Genomic DNA, 16,645 nt, shown 5'->3' on the forward strand with positions numbered 1-16,645 from the left:
GGGATAAGTCTCTTTTTTAAGTTATGAATTTAATGTTGATTTCGATACGTAATTTTGTTATACTTCAGTAGTTACTGAAAATCACTAGACGAGAATCGATAGATGAAATATAAATAATGGAGGTGTTTTAAGTGGTAAAACGTACTTATCAACCAAATAAACGTAAACATAGTAAAGTTCACGGTTTCCGTGCACGTATGAGCACAAAAAACGGCCGTAAAGTATTAGCGCGTCGTCGTGCAAAAGGAAGAAAAGTATTATCAGCTTAAGATCACTGAGTATTCAGTGGTCTTTTTATTTTGTTTAAAATAGGCATTACTTCTAGTATAATGAATCAAAAGGTGCAATTATAAAAAAAAGTGAGTGAACGTATTGGAAAAAGCATACCGAATTAAAAGAAACGAAGACTTTCAGGCGGTCTATAAAAAAGGACAATCTGTAGCAAACAGACAATTTATTGTATACCGTTATAAAGGTACAGACTTGGACCACTTTAGAATTGGTATATCTGTATCTAAAAAAATCGGGAATGCTGTTACGAGAAACCGCATAAAAAGAGCTATTCGTGAAACATTTAAAGTGTACAAAGAAGATATGGTTGCGATGGATTTCATTATTATTGCGAGAAAACCTGCTGCAGAGATGACTGTTGCAGAAATTCACAAAAGCCTCACACACGTTTTAAAAATTGCTAAAGGGTTTAATAAAAAAATGAATTAGCTAGGAGGAAAGCTTGTGTTAGAACAAAGATATCAAGCAGAAACTGTTGAAACAGCCGTACAAATGGGATTAAAAGATTTAAATCTTTCCGAGTCAGAAGTAAAAATTGAAGTGCTCAATCCAGGTAAAAAAGGATTTTTAGGTTTTGGTAAAGCTTTGGCAGAAGTGAATTTGGTTGTTATTGATCCAAAGTTAAAAAAATATGAATCCATCGCAAGCTTAAAAGCGAGAACTTCAAAAGTGAATGATGTGGAATTTACTGAACATACAGTATCTAATGAAACAAATGATGTTAAAGCGGATGAAAAAGTCAATCTTGTGACTGAAGCTGTTGCCCCAGAAGCACCGATTGAAAATATCATTGAAACACCGGTAGAAGAGACGATTGTTACTGAAAATAAAAATACTGAAAACACAAGTATTGAAGCAACTAAAAACTATGTTGAAATGATTATTAAAGCAATGGGTTATGAAGTTGAATCAACGGTTGAGAAAAAATCTTCTAATGAAATTTTAATTAATTTAAATTCTAAAGATGCCTCTCGCATTATTGGTAAACGTGGTCAAATTTTAAATAGTCTTCAAGTACTCGCACAAAATTACTTCAATCAACTTGAAAAAGGCTACTCAATTGTGACACTAGATATCGAAAATTATCGTGAAAAACGTCGTGAAACACTTCAAACGTTAGCTTTGAACATGTCGAAAAAAGCGATTAATACGAATAAACCTGTTAAATTTGAGCCAATGCCATCGTATGAACGTAAAATCATGCATCAAATTTTAGCAAATATCGAAAATATTGAAACATACTCAGAAGGTCGTGAACCTCATCGTTATCTTGTTATCAAAGCAAGATAATCATGATTTAAGCAATCATCATTATATAAAAATCACATTATGATATATTAGGGTTTGAGATTATTGGTCTCAGACCCAAAGTTCGTTTAAGGAGGGATTCATATGGAATTTGATACAATTACGAGCATTTCGACGCCAATGGGTGAAGGTGCGATTGCAATTGTAAGATTAACTGGTCCAGACGCAATTCAAATTGCAGATGGTTTGTATAAAGGAAAAAAAGCATTATCAGAAGTCGATTCTCATACTATCAATTATGGTCATATTTATGATCCTGAAACAGACGAATTGGTTGAAGAGGTCATGATTGCCATAATGCGTGCACCAAGAACATATACAAGAGAAGATGTTGTTGAAATTAACTGTCATGGGGGAATCATGACGGTCAATCGTATATTAGAACTTACTTTAAATCAAGGTGCAAGACTGGCTGAACCAGGTGAATTTACAAAACGTGCATTTTTAAATGGTCGAATTGATTTATCCCAAGCTGAAGGTATTATGGATTTCATTCGTTCAAAAACAGATCGTGCAAGTAAAGTTGCGATGAGTCAAATGGATGGAAGATTGAGTGTTTTGATTAAATCATTACGACAATCAATTTTAGAAATTTTAGCACAAGTAGAAGTAAATATTGATTATCCAGAATATGATGATGTTGAAGAAGCGACAACAAAGTTTTTATTAGAAGAAGCACAAAAAATTAAACACAGCATTGAATCACTTCTTGAAACAAGTCATCAAGGAAAAATATTACGTGAAGGATTGTCAACGGTCATTGTCGGTAAACCGAATGTTGGTAAGTCATCAATGTTAAATAATTTAATTCAAGACAATAAAGCGATTGTGACAGAAATTGCGGGAACAACACGTGATGTATTAGAAGAATATGTGAATGTACGTGGTGTGCCACTTAGACTTGTAGACACTGCAGGTATTCGTGAAACAGAAGATATTGTGGAAAAAATCGGTGTCGAAAGAAGTAGAGAAGCATTAAGTAAAGCGGATTTAATTTTATATGTATTAAATTATAATGAACCGTTAACAGAAGAAGATTATCAATTAGCTAATATCATTCAATCTGAAGATGTGATAGTTATAATCAATAAAACGGATTTAGAACAACGATTAGATATTGAAGCGGTCAAACAGATGATGGGGGATGCACCTATTGTTGAAACATCGATGGTTTCTCAATCAGGTATTGATCAATTAGAAGAAAAAATTAGCGCAATGTTCTTTAGTGGCCAAGTTATGAATCAAGATATGACTTATGTTTCTAATGCGAGACATATCAGTTTATTAAAAGATGCAAGAAAGTCAATTGATGACGCTATTAGTGCTGCTGAGATGGATGTACCTATAGATATGGTACAAATAGATTTAATAAAAACATGGGAATTGCTAGGTGAAGTCATTGGTGAAGAAGTTTCTGATAGCTTAATCGATCAGTTGTTTAGTCAATTCTGCTTAGGTAAATAATTAGGAGGAAATCACTTGGAACAAAAATATGATGTCATCGTTGTTGGTGCTGGTCATGCTGGTGTAGAAGCTGGCCTTGCAAGTGCAAGAAAAGGTGCCAAGACGTTAATGTTAACCATCAGTTTAGATTCAGTTGCCTTTATGCCTTGTAATCCATCTGTCGGTGGACCAGCTAAAGGAATCGTAGTAAGAGAAATTGATGCATTAGGTGGCCAAATGGCCAAAACAATCGACAAAACGCATATTCAAATGCGTATGCTTAATACAGGTAAAGGTCCTGCTGTTCGTGCATTACGTGCACAAGCAGATAAAGTATTGTATCAAGAAGAAATGAAACGTGTTATTGAAAAAGAACCTAATCTTGATATTATGCAAGGTATGGTTGAACGATTAATTATTGAAGATGACAAAGTTGTCGGTGTTGAAACGGTTATCGGTACAACGTATTTAGCAGATGCAGTTGTCCTTACAACAGGAACATTTTTACGTGGAGAAATTATTTTAGGTAAAATTAAATACTCATCTGGTCCAAACCATCAAATGCCATCTATTAAATTAGCGGATCATTTACGTGAATTAGGTTTTGATATTGTTCGTTTTAAAACGGGAACACCACCTCGTGTTAATGGAGATTCTATTGATTATTCTAAAACTGAAATTCAACCTGGTGATGAAGTGCCACGTGCATTCAGTTATGAAACAACAGAATTTATATTAGATCAATTGCCATGTTGGTTAACTTATACGAACGATAAGACGCATCAAATCATTGATGATAATTTACATTTATCTGCAATGTATTCAGGTATGATTAAAGGTACTGGTCCAAGATATTGTCCATCGATTGAAGATAAATTTGTAAGATTTAATGATAAACCACGTCATCAAATTTTCTTAGAACCAGAAGGACGCAATACATCAGAAGTTTATGTACAAGGTTTATCTACGAGTCTTCCTGAGCATGTACAACGTCAAATGTTACAATCTATCCCTGGTTTAGAGAAAGCGGATATGATGCGTGCAGGTTATGCCATTGAATACGATGCTATTGTACCAACACAACTTTGGCCAACTTTAGAAACTAAGAAAATTCAAGGTTTATATACTGCTGGCCAAATAAACGGTACAAGTGGTTATGAAGAAGCGGCTGGCCAAGGATTGATGGCGGGAATTAACGCAGCAGCTAAAGTATTAGGTCATGAAGAGTTGATATTAGGTAGACACGAAGCATATATTGGTGTATTAATCGATGATTTAGTGACGAAAGGGACAAATGAGCCATATCGTTTATTAACAAGTCGTGCAGAACATCGTTTATTATTACGTCACGATAATGCGGATTTACGATTAACTGAAATCGGTAAAGAAATTGGACTTATTAGCGATGCACGTTATCAAAAATTCTTAACGAAAAAAGAAAATATTGCCGAGGAAATAAAACGTTTCTCAAATACACGTATTAAACCAAATGAAAAAACACAAAGTTTAATTGCTGAACGTGGTGGGACAGCATTGAAAGATGGTATTTTAGCCATTGATTTATTGCGTCGTCCTGAGATGGATTATGCTTCTGTAGCATCATTATTGGATGAACAACCATTTGTTTCTGAAGATGTGCAAGAGCAAGTAGAAATTCAAACAAAATATGAAGGTTATATTCAAAAATCATTACAACAAGTTGAAAAAGTAAAACGTATGGAAAATAAAAAAATCCCAGAAAACATTGATTATGATGATATCCATAGTTTAGCAACAGAAGCGCGTGAAAAATTAAAAGAGGTAAAACCTTTAAGTATTGCACAAGCGTCAAGAATTTCAGGGGTTAACCCAGCGGATATTTCAATCTTACTTGTTTACATTGAACAAGGGAAAATCAAAAAGGTGAACTAAATGAATGAGCAAAGTTTTGTATCACATTTACAAGAAAAAGGGTATGAGTTAACAGACACACAAAAAAAACAATTTGCCAAATACTATGAACTTTTAGTAGAGTGGAATGAGAAAATCAATTTAACAGCTGTAACAGAAAAAGATGAAGTGTATTTAAAACATTTCTTTGATTCTGTAACACCAAGTTTTTATATTGATTTTAATCAAGTAAAATCAATTTGTGATGTTGGTGCTGGCGCAGGGTTTCCGAGTATTCCTTTAAAAATATTGTATCCACATTTAGAGTTAACGATTGTTGACTCTCTTAATAAACGTATCAACTTTTTAAATCATTTAAGTGCAGAATTAGAATTGACTGGATGTCGATTTGTTCATGATCGTGCTGAAACATTTGGTAAAAATGAATTTAGAGAATCATTCGATATCGTAACTGCCCGTGCAGTTGCAAGATTGTCAGTTTTAAGTGAATTATGTTTACCACTTGTTAAAAAAGGTGGACATTTTATTTCATTAAAAGGTGCACAAGGTGAGATTGAAGTGGAAGAAGGTTTATTTGCGATTTCAATTTTAGGTGGAAAGTTAAAAGACACACACCAATTAACATTGCCAGAAGAGGAAAGTGTACGTTACATTTTAGATATTGAAAAAGTGAAACAAACACCTAAAAAATATCCTAGAAAACCAGGCACACCTAACAAAGAACCATTGTTAAAATAATTGTATTGTATTGAAAGTGAGTGTTTTGTATGAAAAAACCTTTTTCTAAACTATTTGGTTTAAAAGATAAGGATGAAGATGTAGAAGTACAACGAAAAAATGGTAACGTAATCAGTGTACCAATTGAAAAAATTGTACCGAACCGTTATCAACCAAGACAAATCTTTGATGAAGAAAAAATTAAAGAGCTTGCAGAATCGATTCGTTCATACGGATTGCTACAACCGATTGTAGTACGCCCAATTGAAGAGGAAATGTATGAAATTATTGCTGGCGAACGTCGTTTTCGTGCATTAAAATACAATGGTACTGTTGATACAGAAGTCATCGTAAAACAAATGAATGATAAAGAAACAGCTGCAATTGCATTAATCGAGAACATTCAACGTGAAAATTTATCAGCCGTAGAAGAAGCTGAAGCATACAAAAAGTTATTAGATCTTGATGGTATCACTCAACAAGACTTGGCAACAAGTTTAGGTAAGAGTCAATCATTTATCGCAAATAAACTACGCCTATTACGCTTGTCACAACCTGTACTCGATGCATTAAGTAAAATGCAAATTACTGAAAGACATGCAAGAAGTTTATTGGCTTTGGATGAAGCAAAACAAATTGAAATGCTAGGAATTATTAAATCGCAACAATTAAACGTTAAACAAACTGAAGAGCGCGTGAAACGATTAATTGGTGGGGAAGATGTAAAACCGAAACGCATTGGCTTTACCCGTGATTTAAAACTTGCCTTCAACACAATTGGTCAAAGTTTGAAAGCAGTAGAAAAAAGCGGTGTTAAAGTGAAACGTAAAGATACAGAGTATGAGAATTTTTATGAAATCTCAATTAAAGTGTTTAAGAAATAATCCAATATAAAAAAAGTAGGCCTTATGGTCTACTTTTTTTATGGGCCTGATTAAATGATACATTGTTGTGAAAGACTCATTAAAATTGTTATAATCGATACTATATGATGAACTTAGGAGAGGTATGTATGACAAAAGTTTTAGCGATTGCTAATCAAAAAGGCGGCGTTGGTAAGACGACAACGTCTGTAAATTTAAGTGCTGCACTGAGTGAACTTGGTAAAAAAGTACTACTTGTTGATACAGATCCACAAGGAAATGCAACAAGTGGTGTCGGTGTAGATAAGAACAATGTTAAATATTCAGTTTACGATATGCTAGTTGAAGATGTTGATATTAATGAATGTGTATTGCCAACAGAACAAGAAAACTTATTTATTATTCCAGCGAACATTGCATTAGCAGGTGCTGAAATTGAACTTGTCTCAGCGATGAGTAGAGAAGTACGATTAAAGTATGCATTTAAAGAGTTAAATGAAACATTTGACTATATTATTATTGATTGTCCACCTTCTTTAGGTTTATTAACAATCAACTCATTCACTGCAGCAAACGGTATTATTATTCCAGTACAATGTGAATATTATGCATTAGAAGGATTAAGTCAGTTATTAAATACCATCAAACTTGTACAACGTCATTTAAATCAAAAGTTAGAAATTGAAGGTGTATTATTAACGATGTTTGATGCACGTACAAACTTAGGTAATGATGTCATTCAAGAAGTAAAGGATCATTTTGGTGACAAAGTATACAATACGATTATTCCTAGAAATGTGCGTCTTTCAGAAGCACCTTCACATGGACAACCAATCAATGTTTACGATGCTAAATCAACTGGTGCAAAAACGTATCAACAATTAGCTGAGGAGGTTGCAAATGGCTAGAGGATTAGGAAAAGGATTAGGACGTGGATTAGACGCCTTATTCCAAGATAATCGAGAAGATGAAATCATCGAAGAAATCGCATTAACATCATTGCGTCCAAATCCATATCAACCAAGACATGAATTTGATGAACATGCTTTAAATGAATTAAGTGAGTCTATTAAAATACATGGCGTATTACAACCGATTGTGGTGCGTAAAACAGTTAAAGGCTATGACATTGTTGTTGGTGAAAGACGTTTTAGAGCTTCTAAATTAGCAGGTAAAACGAAGATTCCAGCAATCGTTAAAGAACTAACAGACCAACAAATGATGGAGCTTGCGATTATTGAGAACTTACAGCGTGAAGATTTAAATCCACTTGAAGAAGCAAAGAGTTATCAATTTTTAATTGATCAATTAAAATTAACACAAGCTGAAACAGCAGACCGTTTAGGAAAATCTAGACCGTATGTAGCCAATATGTTGAGACTATTAAATTTACCAGCAGATATAAAGAAATTGATTGATGAAAAGAAAATTTCAGGTGGACATGGACGTACATTATTAGGTTTAAAAGACGCAACATTAATGATGACTGTTGCACAAAAAGTGATTAAAGAATCAATGAGCGTACGTCAGTTAGAAGCATATATTAAAGAAGTGAATGCTGAAGGTAAACCTCAAAAAGAAAAGAAAGAGAAACAAAAACCAAAGTTTCTCGTGAAACATGAACAAAATTTAAAAGAACGTTTAGGTACTAAAGTAGAAATTTCTAAGTCCCGTAAAAAAGGTAAGATTGCTATAGAATTCACTTCTGAAGAAGAATTTAATCGTTTAATTTCATTACTTGAGCATCTAGGAAACTAGGGTGATTACATGGCAATATTTAATAACATGAAAAATACCTTAATGGACTCAGAAATGTGGGCAAATTTATTTGAACAATTCATTTGGTCATTGATTCTTATCGTATTTGCGATTTTAATTATTAAATTAATACATAAGTTTATTGAGAAGTTCTTCTCTGTACGAAAAAAGACCAATTTATCAAGTTCGGACAAACGAGATACAACGCTTATTAAGTTGTTACAAAACATATCATCTTATGTTGTTTGGTTTATTGTAATTACAACCATCTTATCTAATTTTGGTGTGAAAGTTGAAAGTATTATTGCCGGTGCGGGAGTTGCGGGTATCGCAATTGGTTTTGGTGCCCAAACACTTGTTAAGGATATTATTACAGGATTCTTCATTATATTTGAAAATCAATTTGATGTTGGAGATTATGTAAGAATTAATACAACAGGGACAACAGTAGCAGAAGGTACCGTACAATCAATCGGTTTAAGATCTACGCGTATTCGCTCATTTACAGGAGAATTAACGATTTTACCAAATGGTACAATGAATGAGATTGTCAACTTCTCAGTTAATAATTCTGTTGCGGTATTTGATATTTCAATTTCAAGCGATGAGAATATTGAGAAAGTAGAAAGCATTTTAAAGCCATATCTTGAAACATTGCCCGAGAAATATGAAGATGTTATTAAGCCACCTGAAATTTTAGGAGTGGATATGGTAAAAGCTGGAGAAGCGGTTATTAAGATTTCTGCAGAAACATTGCCAAACAATCATGTAAGAATTTCTAGAGTACTTCGAGGAGATTTAAAGGATTTCTTAGATAAATCGGGTATTAAAGTACCAATGCCAAAGATGATAATGTACAATCAGCCTGATCGAGGTGTAAAACATGAATGAGTATGAATTAAATAGCATTGTTGAAATGAAAAAACCACACGCTTGTGGTGAAAAGCAATTTAAAGTCATTAGACTTGGGGCAGATATCCGCATTAAATGTGAAGGTTGTGGCCGCAGTGTAATGATCCCAAGACAGGATTTTAACAAAAAATTAAAAAAAGTGATTCAAAAATAGTCGTTGTATTCTCATAAAGATAATCAATGAAAAATTAAATAAACAAGTATACGAAAATAAAAATAATATGGATACATATAAGGAGATAAAAACATGGCATTAACAGCTGGAATCGTAGGTTTACCAAACGTAGGTAAATCAACATTATTTAACGCAATTACTAAAGCAGGTGCATTGGCTGCAAACTATCCTTTCGCTACAATTGATCCGAATGTAGGGATTGTAGAAGTACCTGATCATCGTTTAGATAAATTAACAGAACTTGTAGAACCAAAGAAAACAGTACCGACTGCTTTTGAGTTTACAGATATCGCAGGAATCGTTAAAGGTGCATCAAAGGGTGAAGGTTTAGGAAATAAATTTTTATCACATATTCGTGAAGTAGATGCAATTTGCCAAGTTGTACGTGCCTTTGAAGATGAAAATATCACACACGTTTCTGGTACGGTAAATCCTGTAGATGATATTGAAGTCATCAATATGGAACTTGTTTTAGCGGATTTAGAATCTGTTGAAAAACGTTATGCACGTGTACAAAAAATGGCGAAACAAAAAGATAAAGATGCAATGGCTGAAGAAGCAATTTTAAGTATTGTTAAAGAAACTTTAGAACAAGAAAAGCCAGTTCGTAGTATCGAGTTCACACCTGAGCAAGCAAAGCTAGTAAAGAACATGCATTTATTAACTGCGAAACCAATGCTTTATGTAGCAAACGTTTCAGAAGATGATTTAGTAAGTGGAGAAGAGAACGAACATTTAAAAGCAATTCAAGCATATGCTGAAGCAGAAGGCTCTGAAGTCATTGTAATCAGCGCTAAAATCGAAGAAGAATTAGCTGCATTAGATGATGAAGATAAACAAGAATACCTAGAAGATTTAGGTATTGAAGAAGCTGGTTTAGATAAATTAATTAAAGCTTCATATCATTTACTTGGTTTAGCAACATACTTTACAGCGGGTGTACAAGAAGTACGTGCTTGGACATTTAAACAAGGGATGACTGCACCACAGTGTGCGGGTATTATTCATACAGACTTTGAACGTGGTTTCATTCGTGCAGAAACAGTGAGTTTCGATGATTTGATGGAACATGGTGGTATGAGTGCTGCTAAGGAAGCGGGTAAAGTCCGATTAGAGGGTAAGGAATATATCATGAAAGATGGAGACGTAGTACATTTCAGATTCAACGTTTAGGAGGATTTATGGAACCTTTAAAAAGAATCATTTATTGTATTAAAGTAGCCGTGAAGTCTGAAGAAATAGATAATCCTATTTATCATGTTTCTTATTACTATTTGGCACAAGTAGTACCATTCAATACGCATGTGTCACTTGATGAATCCATCTATAATAAAATTCAATATCCTAGTAATGCCATGCGTTATTTAGATATTGTGAGTACAGATGAAATATTCCCTGAAGATACTGATTATGAAGAATATCTGTATTTATCAAAAAAAGATGATATTCAATTATTTTATGTTAAAGATATGGTGATGTATCCACTTGATGAAGTACATCACTAATTATGCATTGCGTGTAAGATTAAACTATGCTATAATTCTCAATTGTGAGTAATGAAAATTATTCCTTGCTTTATTTCATAATAAAGCCGCATAGTCCATAAGGAGGTGTAAATGATGAGAAATTACGAAATTATGTATGTCGTACGTCCGAACATTGAAGAAGATGCGAAGAAAGCTTTAGTTGAGCGTTTCAACGAAATCTTAACTTCTAACGGTGCGGAAATCATCGAATCAAAAGAGTGGGGTAAACGTCGTTTAGCTTATGAAATTAACGATTTCAAAGAAGGTTTCTACCAAATCGTTAAAGTTAAATCAACTGACGCTGCTACTAACGAATTCGATCGTTTAGCAAAAATCAACGATGACATTATCCGTCATATCGTTGTACGCGAAGAAGAAAAATAATCCTAGATTTGGGGGCGATGTTCTATGTTGAATAGAGTTGTATTAGTAGGTCGTTTAACTAAAGATCCAGAATACAGAGTAACACCCTCAGGTATTTCAGTGGCAACATTTACTTTAGCTATCAATCGTACATTTACGAATGCACAAGGTGAAAGACAAGCTGATTTTATCAACTGTGTCGTTTTCCGTAAGCAAGCTGAAAATGTTAATAATTTCTTAAGTAAAGGTAGCTTAGCTGGGGTCGATGGTAGATTACAATCGCGCAGTTATGATAACCAAGAAGGGCGTCGCGTTTATGTTACAGAAGTTGTATGTGATTCTGTTCAATTTTTAGAGCCTAAAGGCGCTAATCAAAACAGACAAAGTTCGGATAATTCATATGATGATTATTCAAGCTATGACACTGGTAACTACGGAGCTGCTCAAGGTCAAAATAACTATCAGCAAAACCAAAATCAACAATCAAATGCATCATCAAGTCAACCATCAAATGCGAATCCATTTGCAAATGCAACGGGTCCTATTGATATTAGTGATGATGATTTACCGTTCTAATAAAGTAAAAATGTAAGGGAGGCAACAATCATGGCAGGTGGACCAAGAAGAGGCGGTCGTCGTCGTAAAAAAGTTTGTTATTTCACAGCAAACGGAATTACACACATCGACTATAAAGAAGTAGATATGCTTAAAAAATTCATCTCAGAACGCGGTAAAATTTTACCACGTCGTGTAACAGGAACTTCAGCTAAATACCAACGTATGTTAACTGTAGCTATCAAACGTGCACGTCATATGGCTTTATTACCATATGTTAAAGATGAGGCTTAATCATAATTGATATATTCAACACGCAAACATTGTTTGCGTGTTTTTTTATTGTTTTTTTATTCTTAAAAAACTTATTTTTTCACGCATATTAATATATTTAAAGAATTGGTTTCTATTAACGCTATAATGCTTTTTATGGCTAAATTAAAATTGTTCAAGATTGGTACAAAATTTGTATCATAATTGTTCATTTTTTACATAAAACCATTAAATATTCATATATACATTTGTTTACAACGTAAAAGTGTCGATTTATACTATGTGTGTAATATTTAATTTATTACGTAATTATCTTTTAGGAGGGCAGCGAATTATTATTTTTTAAATTAAAATTAAATAAAAGGAGTTTGCGAGATGGAACAGAATTTCCGGTTATTATTGTATAAAGTTACGCAATTATTAGCACGTATTGATTCTGATCAAAAGGAATTACATGAATCTCACTTATCGATTATTCGAGATGGAATTACACCTTATTACAAGACCTTGTATGAGGAGTTATCACCGCCTGAAGCATGTGTAACAAGTGATGTAACACTATTTGTTAATGATATTCTGAATATGTATACAAACATAAATACATCTATTAACCAATTAACACCTGATGAACAATCCATTTTAAAATCGTATTCACTCAGTTTATTTGTAGGTTTTTATTTAATTGATGATAAAGAATGGCGCTATCAAGCTTATGCGAAGTTTTTAATTAGAGATGTAAAAGAAGTATCAAATGCACTCGATACAAGCGCATTTGATGATTTTGGTACACGTAAACCTATGTTAAAGACGTATCGAAATATGTTACGTAAGTACCAAATGATGCGTAGTGAAGGGCTATTAACGTATGATCAATTGCTTCAACTTTTAAGCACTGATTATGTAGTGCCATTAAAATTGTGCAATTAATTGTGCTAATGTATTTAAATCAACACGATTACATTGGTGGTATTTAGCGGTATACATTGTGCTAATCGCCTCTTTTGACGGATGATTTTTAATAAATAAATTCATAGGAACATGTTGGTTTTTGTGATGTAAATCGGGTTGATGATAGCAAATAGCTGATTTTTCAAAATCAAAGCGTCGGTAAAATGTTTCTAAAGGGCTATTTCCTGCTTCATCCTTCTCACATTCAAGCATGAATGAAGGTTTATTGTGATGGTACTTCATTGCAAGGTTTTCAATGGTTTCAAAGATATGTTTCATAAACATTGAACCAAGACCTTGTCCTTTGTATTTTTCATTGATAACAATGTAAACGATATAAGCGATATTCTCAGATTTTAAGTAATGAAATGAAGAGAAACCGACAAGTTGGTTGTTGTCTGTGAGTACATGGAAATGAAAGAAATCTGGATCTTGTTCTTGTGTTTTAAATGAATCTAAAAAGACTTGAACAGGTTCTTTTATTTCAATTGGAAATGTTGCATCATAAAGAGACATCGCTTCTTGAAAGTAAGCATCATTAGAACCAATAGCAATAAAGTTCATTTTTTACACCTCCTGTTTTCTTTTATTATACACAAAAAAGCATGGGCTAATGCCCATGCTTGTATCATTTCTATTATTATAAGCGATTATGGTTATCTAAATCACGGTCGTTTAAATGACCACGGTTTGTTTCATCAATATCTACTTCTTCACGACGTACATCTTCTGAAACATGTTCAACGTCTGTTACTTTATTTTTCTTAATAACGATTTCTTCATTGACTACATTTTCTTTTTGAACATTTAAACGTTCTTCATGTACTGGAACTTTTACAACTTCATCATTATCTAAAGCGTCGAAGTCTCCAGTTGTTCTTTCATTAACTGGTCGTCGTTCGATTGTTACTTCTTCACGTTCTACAGGTACATCGAATTCTTGACGTTCAGTTACAACGTCTTTTTCAACTTTTACTTCGCCTGTTTGTACGCGATCTTTATTTACTAATAAGCGCTCTTCGTGTAATTTGATTTTTTCTTCATCTGATAAATCAGTACGGTTTCTAATATCCTCATCTAATTCATGATGTTTTAAGTTATCGTTATGTAAATTGTTATCTACTCTATCAAATTTGTTATTCATATTATCCTCTCCATTCGTATGTGTATGTACATTTCCTGCTACGGTACCTTTGTTGTGACCGTCATAGTACTCATTGCCTCGTTGTGAATCTTGAGGATGTGCACTAGAATAATTAGCACTATTATTGTATTCAGATTCATCATCTACAAGTAATACAATATCACCACGGTCAATTGCATTTTTGTATTCGCTACGCTCATTTGCATTTAAGTTTAAGTTATCAAATACGCGATCTTCAGGATCTTCTCCTGTAAAGAATGCAGCAACTTTATCTCCGAAAGAGCCTTCTGCATTTTTATATTCAACATCAGTATAATGAAGTGCTGAACCTTCTAATCTGTTCTTAGAAATAACTTTCATATGGCGTTCTGATACACCGTTACTTCTTAATTGTTCGATTTTTCCTAATAAACCTTGTTCGTTTGTAAATGTTTCAAAGTTTCTCATTTTTATCATCCTCTTTGTAGTTTTTTTGTTTTACATTGTGGACGTTTCATGATGACTATGAATCACTTTGTGTGATTTGTGATACAATATTGGTTTACCCAGGGTAATTAATTCTAAACATTCGCACTATAAAAACGACCGTATATTTGTATAAAATCACGTTTAAACAAACAATTCAGAATGTTGTGAAAGTACTGGTATAAAGGCTTTTCTGAACAATTTGTATTGATTAATCGAATTTATTTTGATATTATCTAGAAATATTAATAAATGACTCTACTCATATAAATTAAAGGATATGGCTTTAGCGTTTCTACCACGTTACCGTAAATGACGTGACTATGAGTAATAATAGTTGTATGTTTCTAATTTGCGTACGCTTATTACTCATCTTAAATTTTATTTAAGATGAGTTTTTTTGTACCTTATTATTAATATTATCTATTTCATTCTTTCTTGAATTTATTTTTTAACGCATTAAACAATAAACAAATCGAAGAAAATATGAAATAATAGAGGTATTAATTTAAAGCAATAAAAATGATGGAGGTCTTAATTTTATGTGGGAAAACAAGTTTCAAAAAGAAGGATTAACATTTGATGATGTATTATTGGTTCCAGCGCATTCAGAAGTATTACCAAATACAGTAGATTTAAAAGTTTCTTTATCAGAACGTTTAAATTTAAACATTCCAATTTTATCAGCTGGTATGGATACAGTAACTGAATCAAAAATGGCGATTGCGATGGCACGTCAAGGTGGATTAGGTGTTATTCATAAAAATATGAGCATTGAAGAACAAGCTGAAGAAGTATTGAAGGTTAAACGTTCTGAAAATGGCGTCATCACAAACCCATTTTTCTTAACACCAGATGAGCAAGTATTTGCGGCAGAACATTTAATGGGTAAATACAGAATTTCAGGTGTACCAATTGTAAACAATGCTGAAGAAATGAAACTTGTTGGTATCTTAACAAACCGTGATTTACGTTTCATTGAAGATTATTCAATTAAAATCTCAGACGTAATGACAAGTGAAGATTTAGTGACTGCACCAGTAGGTACAGATTTAGTCCAAGCGGAAAAGATTTTACAAAAACATAAAATCGAGAAATTACCTATTGTAGATGAATCAGGTATGTTAAAAGGTTTAATTACGATTAAAGATATTGAAAAAGTAATCGAATTCCCAAATGCAGCAAAAGATGAACATGGTCGTTTATTAGTAGCTGCAGCAGTTGGTATTGCAAAAGATACAATCACACGTGCATCACACTTAGTAGAATCAGGTGTAGATGCATTGGTTATTGATACTGCACATGGTCATTCTAAAGGTGTTTTAGAAATGGTGAAATCATTAAAAGAAAACTTCCCTGAAATTACAATTATCGCTGGTAACGTTGCTACTGCTGAAGGTACACGTGCATTAATCGAAGCGGGTGCAGATGTTGTTAAGGTAGGTATTGGACCAGGTTCAATTTGTACTACACGTGTTGTAGCAGGTGTTGGTGTACCTCAAATTACTGCGGTTTATGATGCAGCTACAGAAGCGAAAAAACATGGTAAAACAATTATCGCAGATGGTGGTATTAAATATTCAGGAGATATCGTTAAAGCATTAGCGGCAGGTGGACATGCTGTAATGTTAGGTTCATTATTAGGTGGTACTGCTGAATCACCAGGAGAAACAGAAATCTTCCAAGGCCGTCAATACAAAGTATACCGTGGTATGGGATCACTTGGGGCGATGGAAAAAGGATCTAAAGACCGTTACTTCCAAGAAGATAAAGATGCTAAGAAATTCGTACCAGAAGGTATTGAAGGTCGTATTGCATACAAAGGACCATTACAAGATACAATTTACCAATTAGTTGGTGGTATTAGAAGTGGTATGGGTTATACAGGTTCTAAAGATTTAGAAGCATTACGTGAAGAAGCAATGTTCATTAAAATGACAGGTGCAGGATTAAAAGAATCTCACCCACATGATGTTCAAATCACTAAAGAAGCACCGAACTACTCTATTTAATA

Annotated in this window: 20 protein-coding genes and 1 riboswitch; of the genes, 18 read left to right on the forward strand and 2 right to left on the reverse strand. The window is 33.4% G+C overall.

Annotated features, from left to right (window positions below):
* Window positions 1–131 precede the first annotated feature (131 nt).
* From rpmH to ER639_RS04655, 17 genes are all read left to right on the forward strand, one after another.
* Entirely contained in the window at window positions 132–269 is a 138-nt protein-coding gene (gene rpmH / locus ER639_RS04575) for a 50S ribosomal protein L34 (protein ID WP_129064585.1), read from the forward strand.
* A gap of 103 nt (window positions 270–372) precedes the next feature.
* Window positions 373–720, forward strand: coding sequence for a ribonuclease P protein component (gene rnpA, locus ER639_RS04580; protein WP_129064586.1), 348 nt, complete (start codon window positions 373–375; stop codon window positions 718–720).
* Window positions 721–735: 15 nt separating this feature from the next.
* Entirely contained in the window at window positions 736–1,581 is an 846-nt protein-coding gene (gene jag, locus ER639_RS04585; protein ID WP_129064587.1) for an RNA-binding cell elongation regulator Jag/EloR, read from the forward strand.
* Between the two features lie 102 nt (window positions 1,582–1,683).
* Window positions 1,684–3,063, forward strand: coding sequence for a tRNA uridine-5-carboxymethylaminomethyl(34) synthesis GTPase MnmE (gene mnmE, locus ER639_RS04590; protein ID WP_129064588.1), 1,380 nt, complete (start codon window positions 1,684–1,686; stop codon window positions 3,061–3,063).
* Window positions 3,064–3,078: 15 nt separating this feature from the next.
* A complete protein-coding gene (gene mnmG / locus ER639_RS04595) occupies window positions 3,079–4,953 on the forward strand; it encodes a tRNA uridine-5-carboxymethylaminomethyl(34) synthesis enzyme MnmG (protein ID WP_129064589.1) in 1,875 nt (624 codons plus the stop codon).
* Window positions 4,954–5,670: a 16S rRNA (guanine(527)-N(7))-methyltransferase RsmG gene (gene rsmG / locus ER639_RS04600; protein WP_129064590.1), complete on the forward strand. Its 717-nt coding sequence runs from the start codon at window positions 4,954–4,956 to the stop codon at window positions 5,668–5,670. It abuts the gene before it with no gap.
* A 29-nt stretch (window positions 5,671–5,699) separates the two neighbouring features.
* Window positions 5,700–6,533 carry a nucleoid occlusion protein gene (noc, locus tag ER639_RS04605; RefSeq protein ID WP_129064591.1) on the forward strand — a complete coding sequence of 278 codons (834 nt, stop codon included), beginning with the start codon at window positions 5,700–5,702 and terminating at the stop codon, window positions 6,531–6,533.
* A gap of 128 nt (window positions 6,534–6,661) precedes the next feature.
* Window positions 6,662–7,420 (forward strand): ParA family protein, encoded by a 759-nt coding sequence (locus tag ER639_RS04610; protein WP_129064592.1) that lies wholly within the window; start codon window positions 6,662–6,664, stop codon window positions 7,418–7,420.
* Window positions 7,413–8,270, forward strand: coding sequence for a ParB/RepB/Spo0J family partition protein (locus ER639_RS04615; protein ID WP_129064593.1), 858 nt, complete (start codon window positions 7,413–7,415; stop codon window positions 8,268–8,270). The genes ER639_RS04610 and ER639_RS04615 overlap by 8 nt, the downstream gene beginning before the upstream one ends.
* A 9-nt stretch (window positions 8,271–8,279) precedes the next feature.
* Entirely contained in the window at window positions 8,280–9,161 is an 882-nt protein-coding gene (locus tag ER639_RS04620) for a mechanosensitive ion channel family protein (RefSeq protein WP_129064594.1), read from the forward strand.
* Window positions 9,154–9,336 (forward strand): DUF951 domain-containing protein, encoded by a 183-nt coding sequence (locus ER639_RS04625; RefSeq protein ID WP_129064595.1) that lies wholly within the window; start codon window positions 9,154–9,156, stop codon window positions 9,334–9,336. Before ER639_RS04620 ends, ER639_RS04625 begins: the two co-directional genes overlap by 8 nt.
* Before the next feature lie 93 nt (window positions 9,337–9,429).
* The gene (gene ychF, locus ER639_RS04630) at window positions 9,430–10,530 is read left to right on the forward strand and encodes a redox-regulated ATPase YchF (protein WP_129064596.1); all 1,101 of its coding nucleotides are present in this window, start codon (window positions 9,430–9,432) and stop codon (window positions 10,528–10,530) included.
* Between the two features lie 8 nt (window positions 10,531–10,538).
* Entirely contained in the window at window positions 10,539–10,862 is a 324-nt protein-coding gene (locus ER639_RS04635) for a hypothetical protein (RefSeq protein WP_129064597.1), read from the forward strand.
* Window positions 10,863–10,976: 114 nt separating this feature from the next.
* Window positions 10,977–11,267 (forward strand): 30S ribosomal protein S6, encoded by a 291-nt coding sequence (gene rpsF / locus ER639_RS04640; RefSeq protein WP_129064746.1) that lies wholly within the window; start codon window positions 10,977–10,979, stop codon window positions 11,265–11,267.
* A 24-nt stretch (window positions 11,268–11,291) separates the two neighbouring features.
* Window positions 11,292–11,822 carry a single-stranded DNA-binding protein gene (ssb, locus tag ER639_RS04645; protein WP_129064598.1) on the forward strand — a complete coding sequence of 177 codons (531 nt, stop codon included), beginning with the start codon at window positions 11,292–11,294 and terminating at the stop codon, window positions 11,820–11,822.
* Window positions 11,823–11,852: 30 nt separating this feature from the next.
* Complete coding sequence (gene rpsR / locus ER639_RS04650) at window positions 11,853–12,095, forward strand: 30S ribosomal protein S18 (RefSeq protein ID WP_041636240.1); 243 nt, start codon at window positions 11,853–11,855, stop codon at window positions 12,093–12,095.
* Between the two features lie 354 nt (window positions 12,096–12,449).
* Window positions 12,450–13,001 (forward strand): YfbU family protein, encoded by a 552-nt coding sequence (locus ER639_RS04655; protein ID WP_129064599.1) that lies wholly within the window; start codon window positions 12,450–12,452, stop codon window positions 12,999–13,001.
* Here ER639_RS04655 and ER639_RS04660 read toward each other — a convergent pair.
* Together ER639_RS04660 and ER639_RS04665 are read right to left on the reverse strand one after the other, a co-directional pair.
* Entirely contained in the window at window positions 12,984–13,586 is a 603-nt protein-coding gene (locus ER639_RS04660) for a GNAT family N-acetyltransferase (protein ID WP_129064600.1), read from the reverse strand. The genes ER639_RS04655 and ER639_RS04660 overlap by 18 nt on opposite strands.
* Before the next feature lie 76 nt (window positions 13,587–13,662).
* Window positions 13,663–14,613 carry a DUF2382 domain-containing protein gene (locus ER639_RS04665; protein WP_129064601.1) on the reverse strand — a complete coding sequence of 317 codons (951 nt, stop codon included), beginning with the start codon at window positions 14,611–14,613 and terminating at the stop codon, window positions 13,663–13,665.
* 260 nt (window positions 14,614–14,873) lie between these two features.
* Window positions 14,874–14,975, forward strand: a riboswitch (purine riboswitch).
* 198 nt (window positions 14,976–15,173) lie between these two features.
* Here ER639_RS04665 and guaB point away from each other — a divergent pair.
* The gene (guaB, locus tag ER639_RS04670) at window positions 15,174–16,643 is read left to right on the forward strand and encodes an IMP dehydrogenase (protein ID WP_129064602.1); all 1,470 of its coding nucleotides are present in this window, start codon (window positions 15,174–15,176) and stop codon (window positions 16,641–16,643) included.
* Window positions 16,644–16,645: the final 2 nt, after the last annotated feature.

It is taken from the genome of Macrococcus sp. DPC7161 (assembly GCF_004117835.1).
Lineage (GTDB): Bacteria > Bacillota > Bacilli > Staphylococcales > Staphylococcaceae > SDSC01.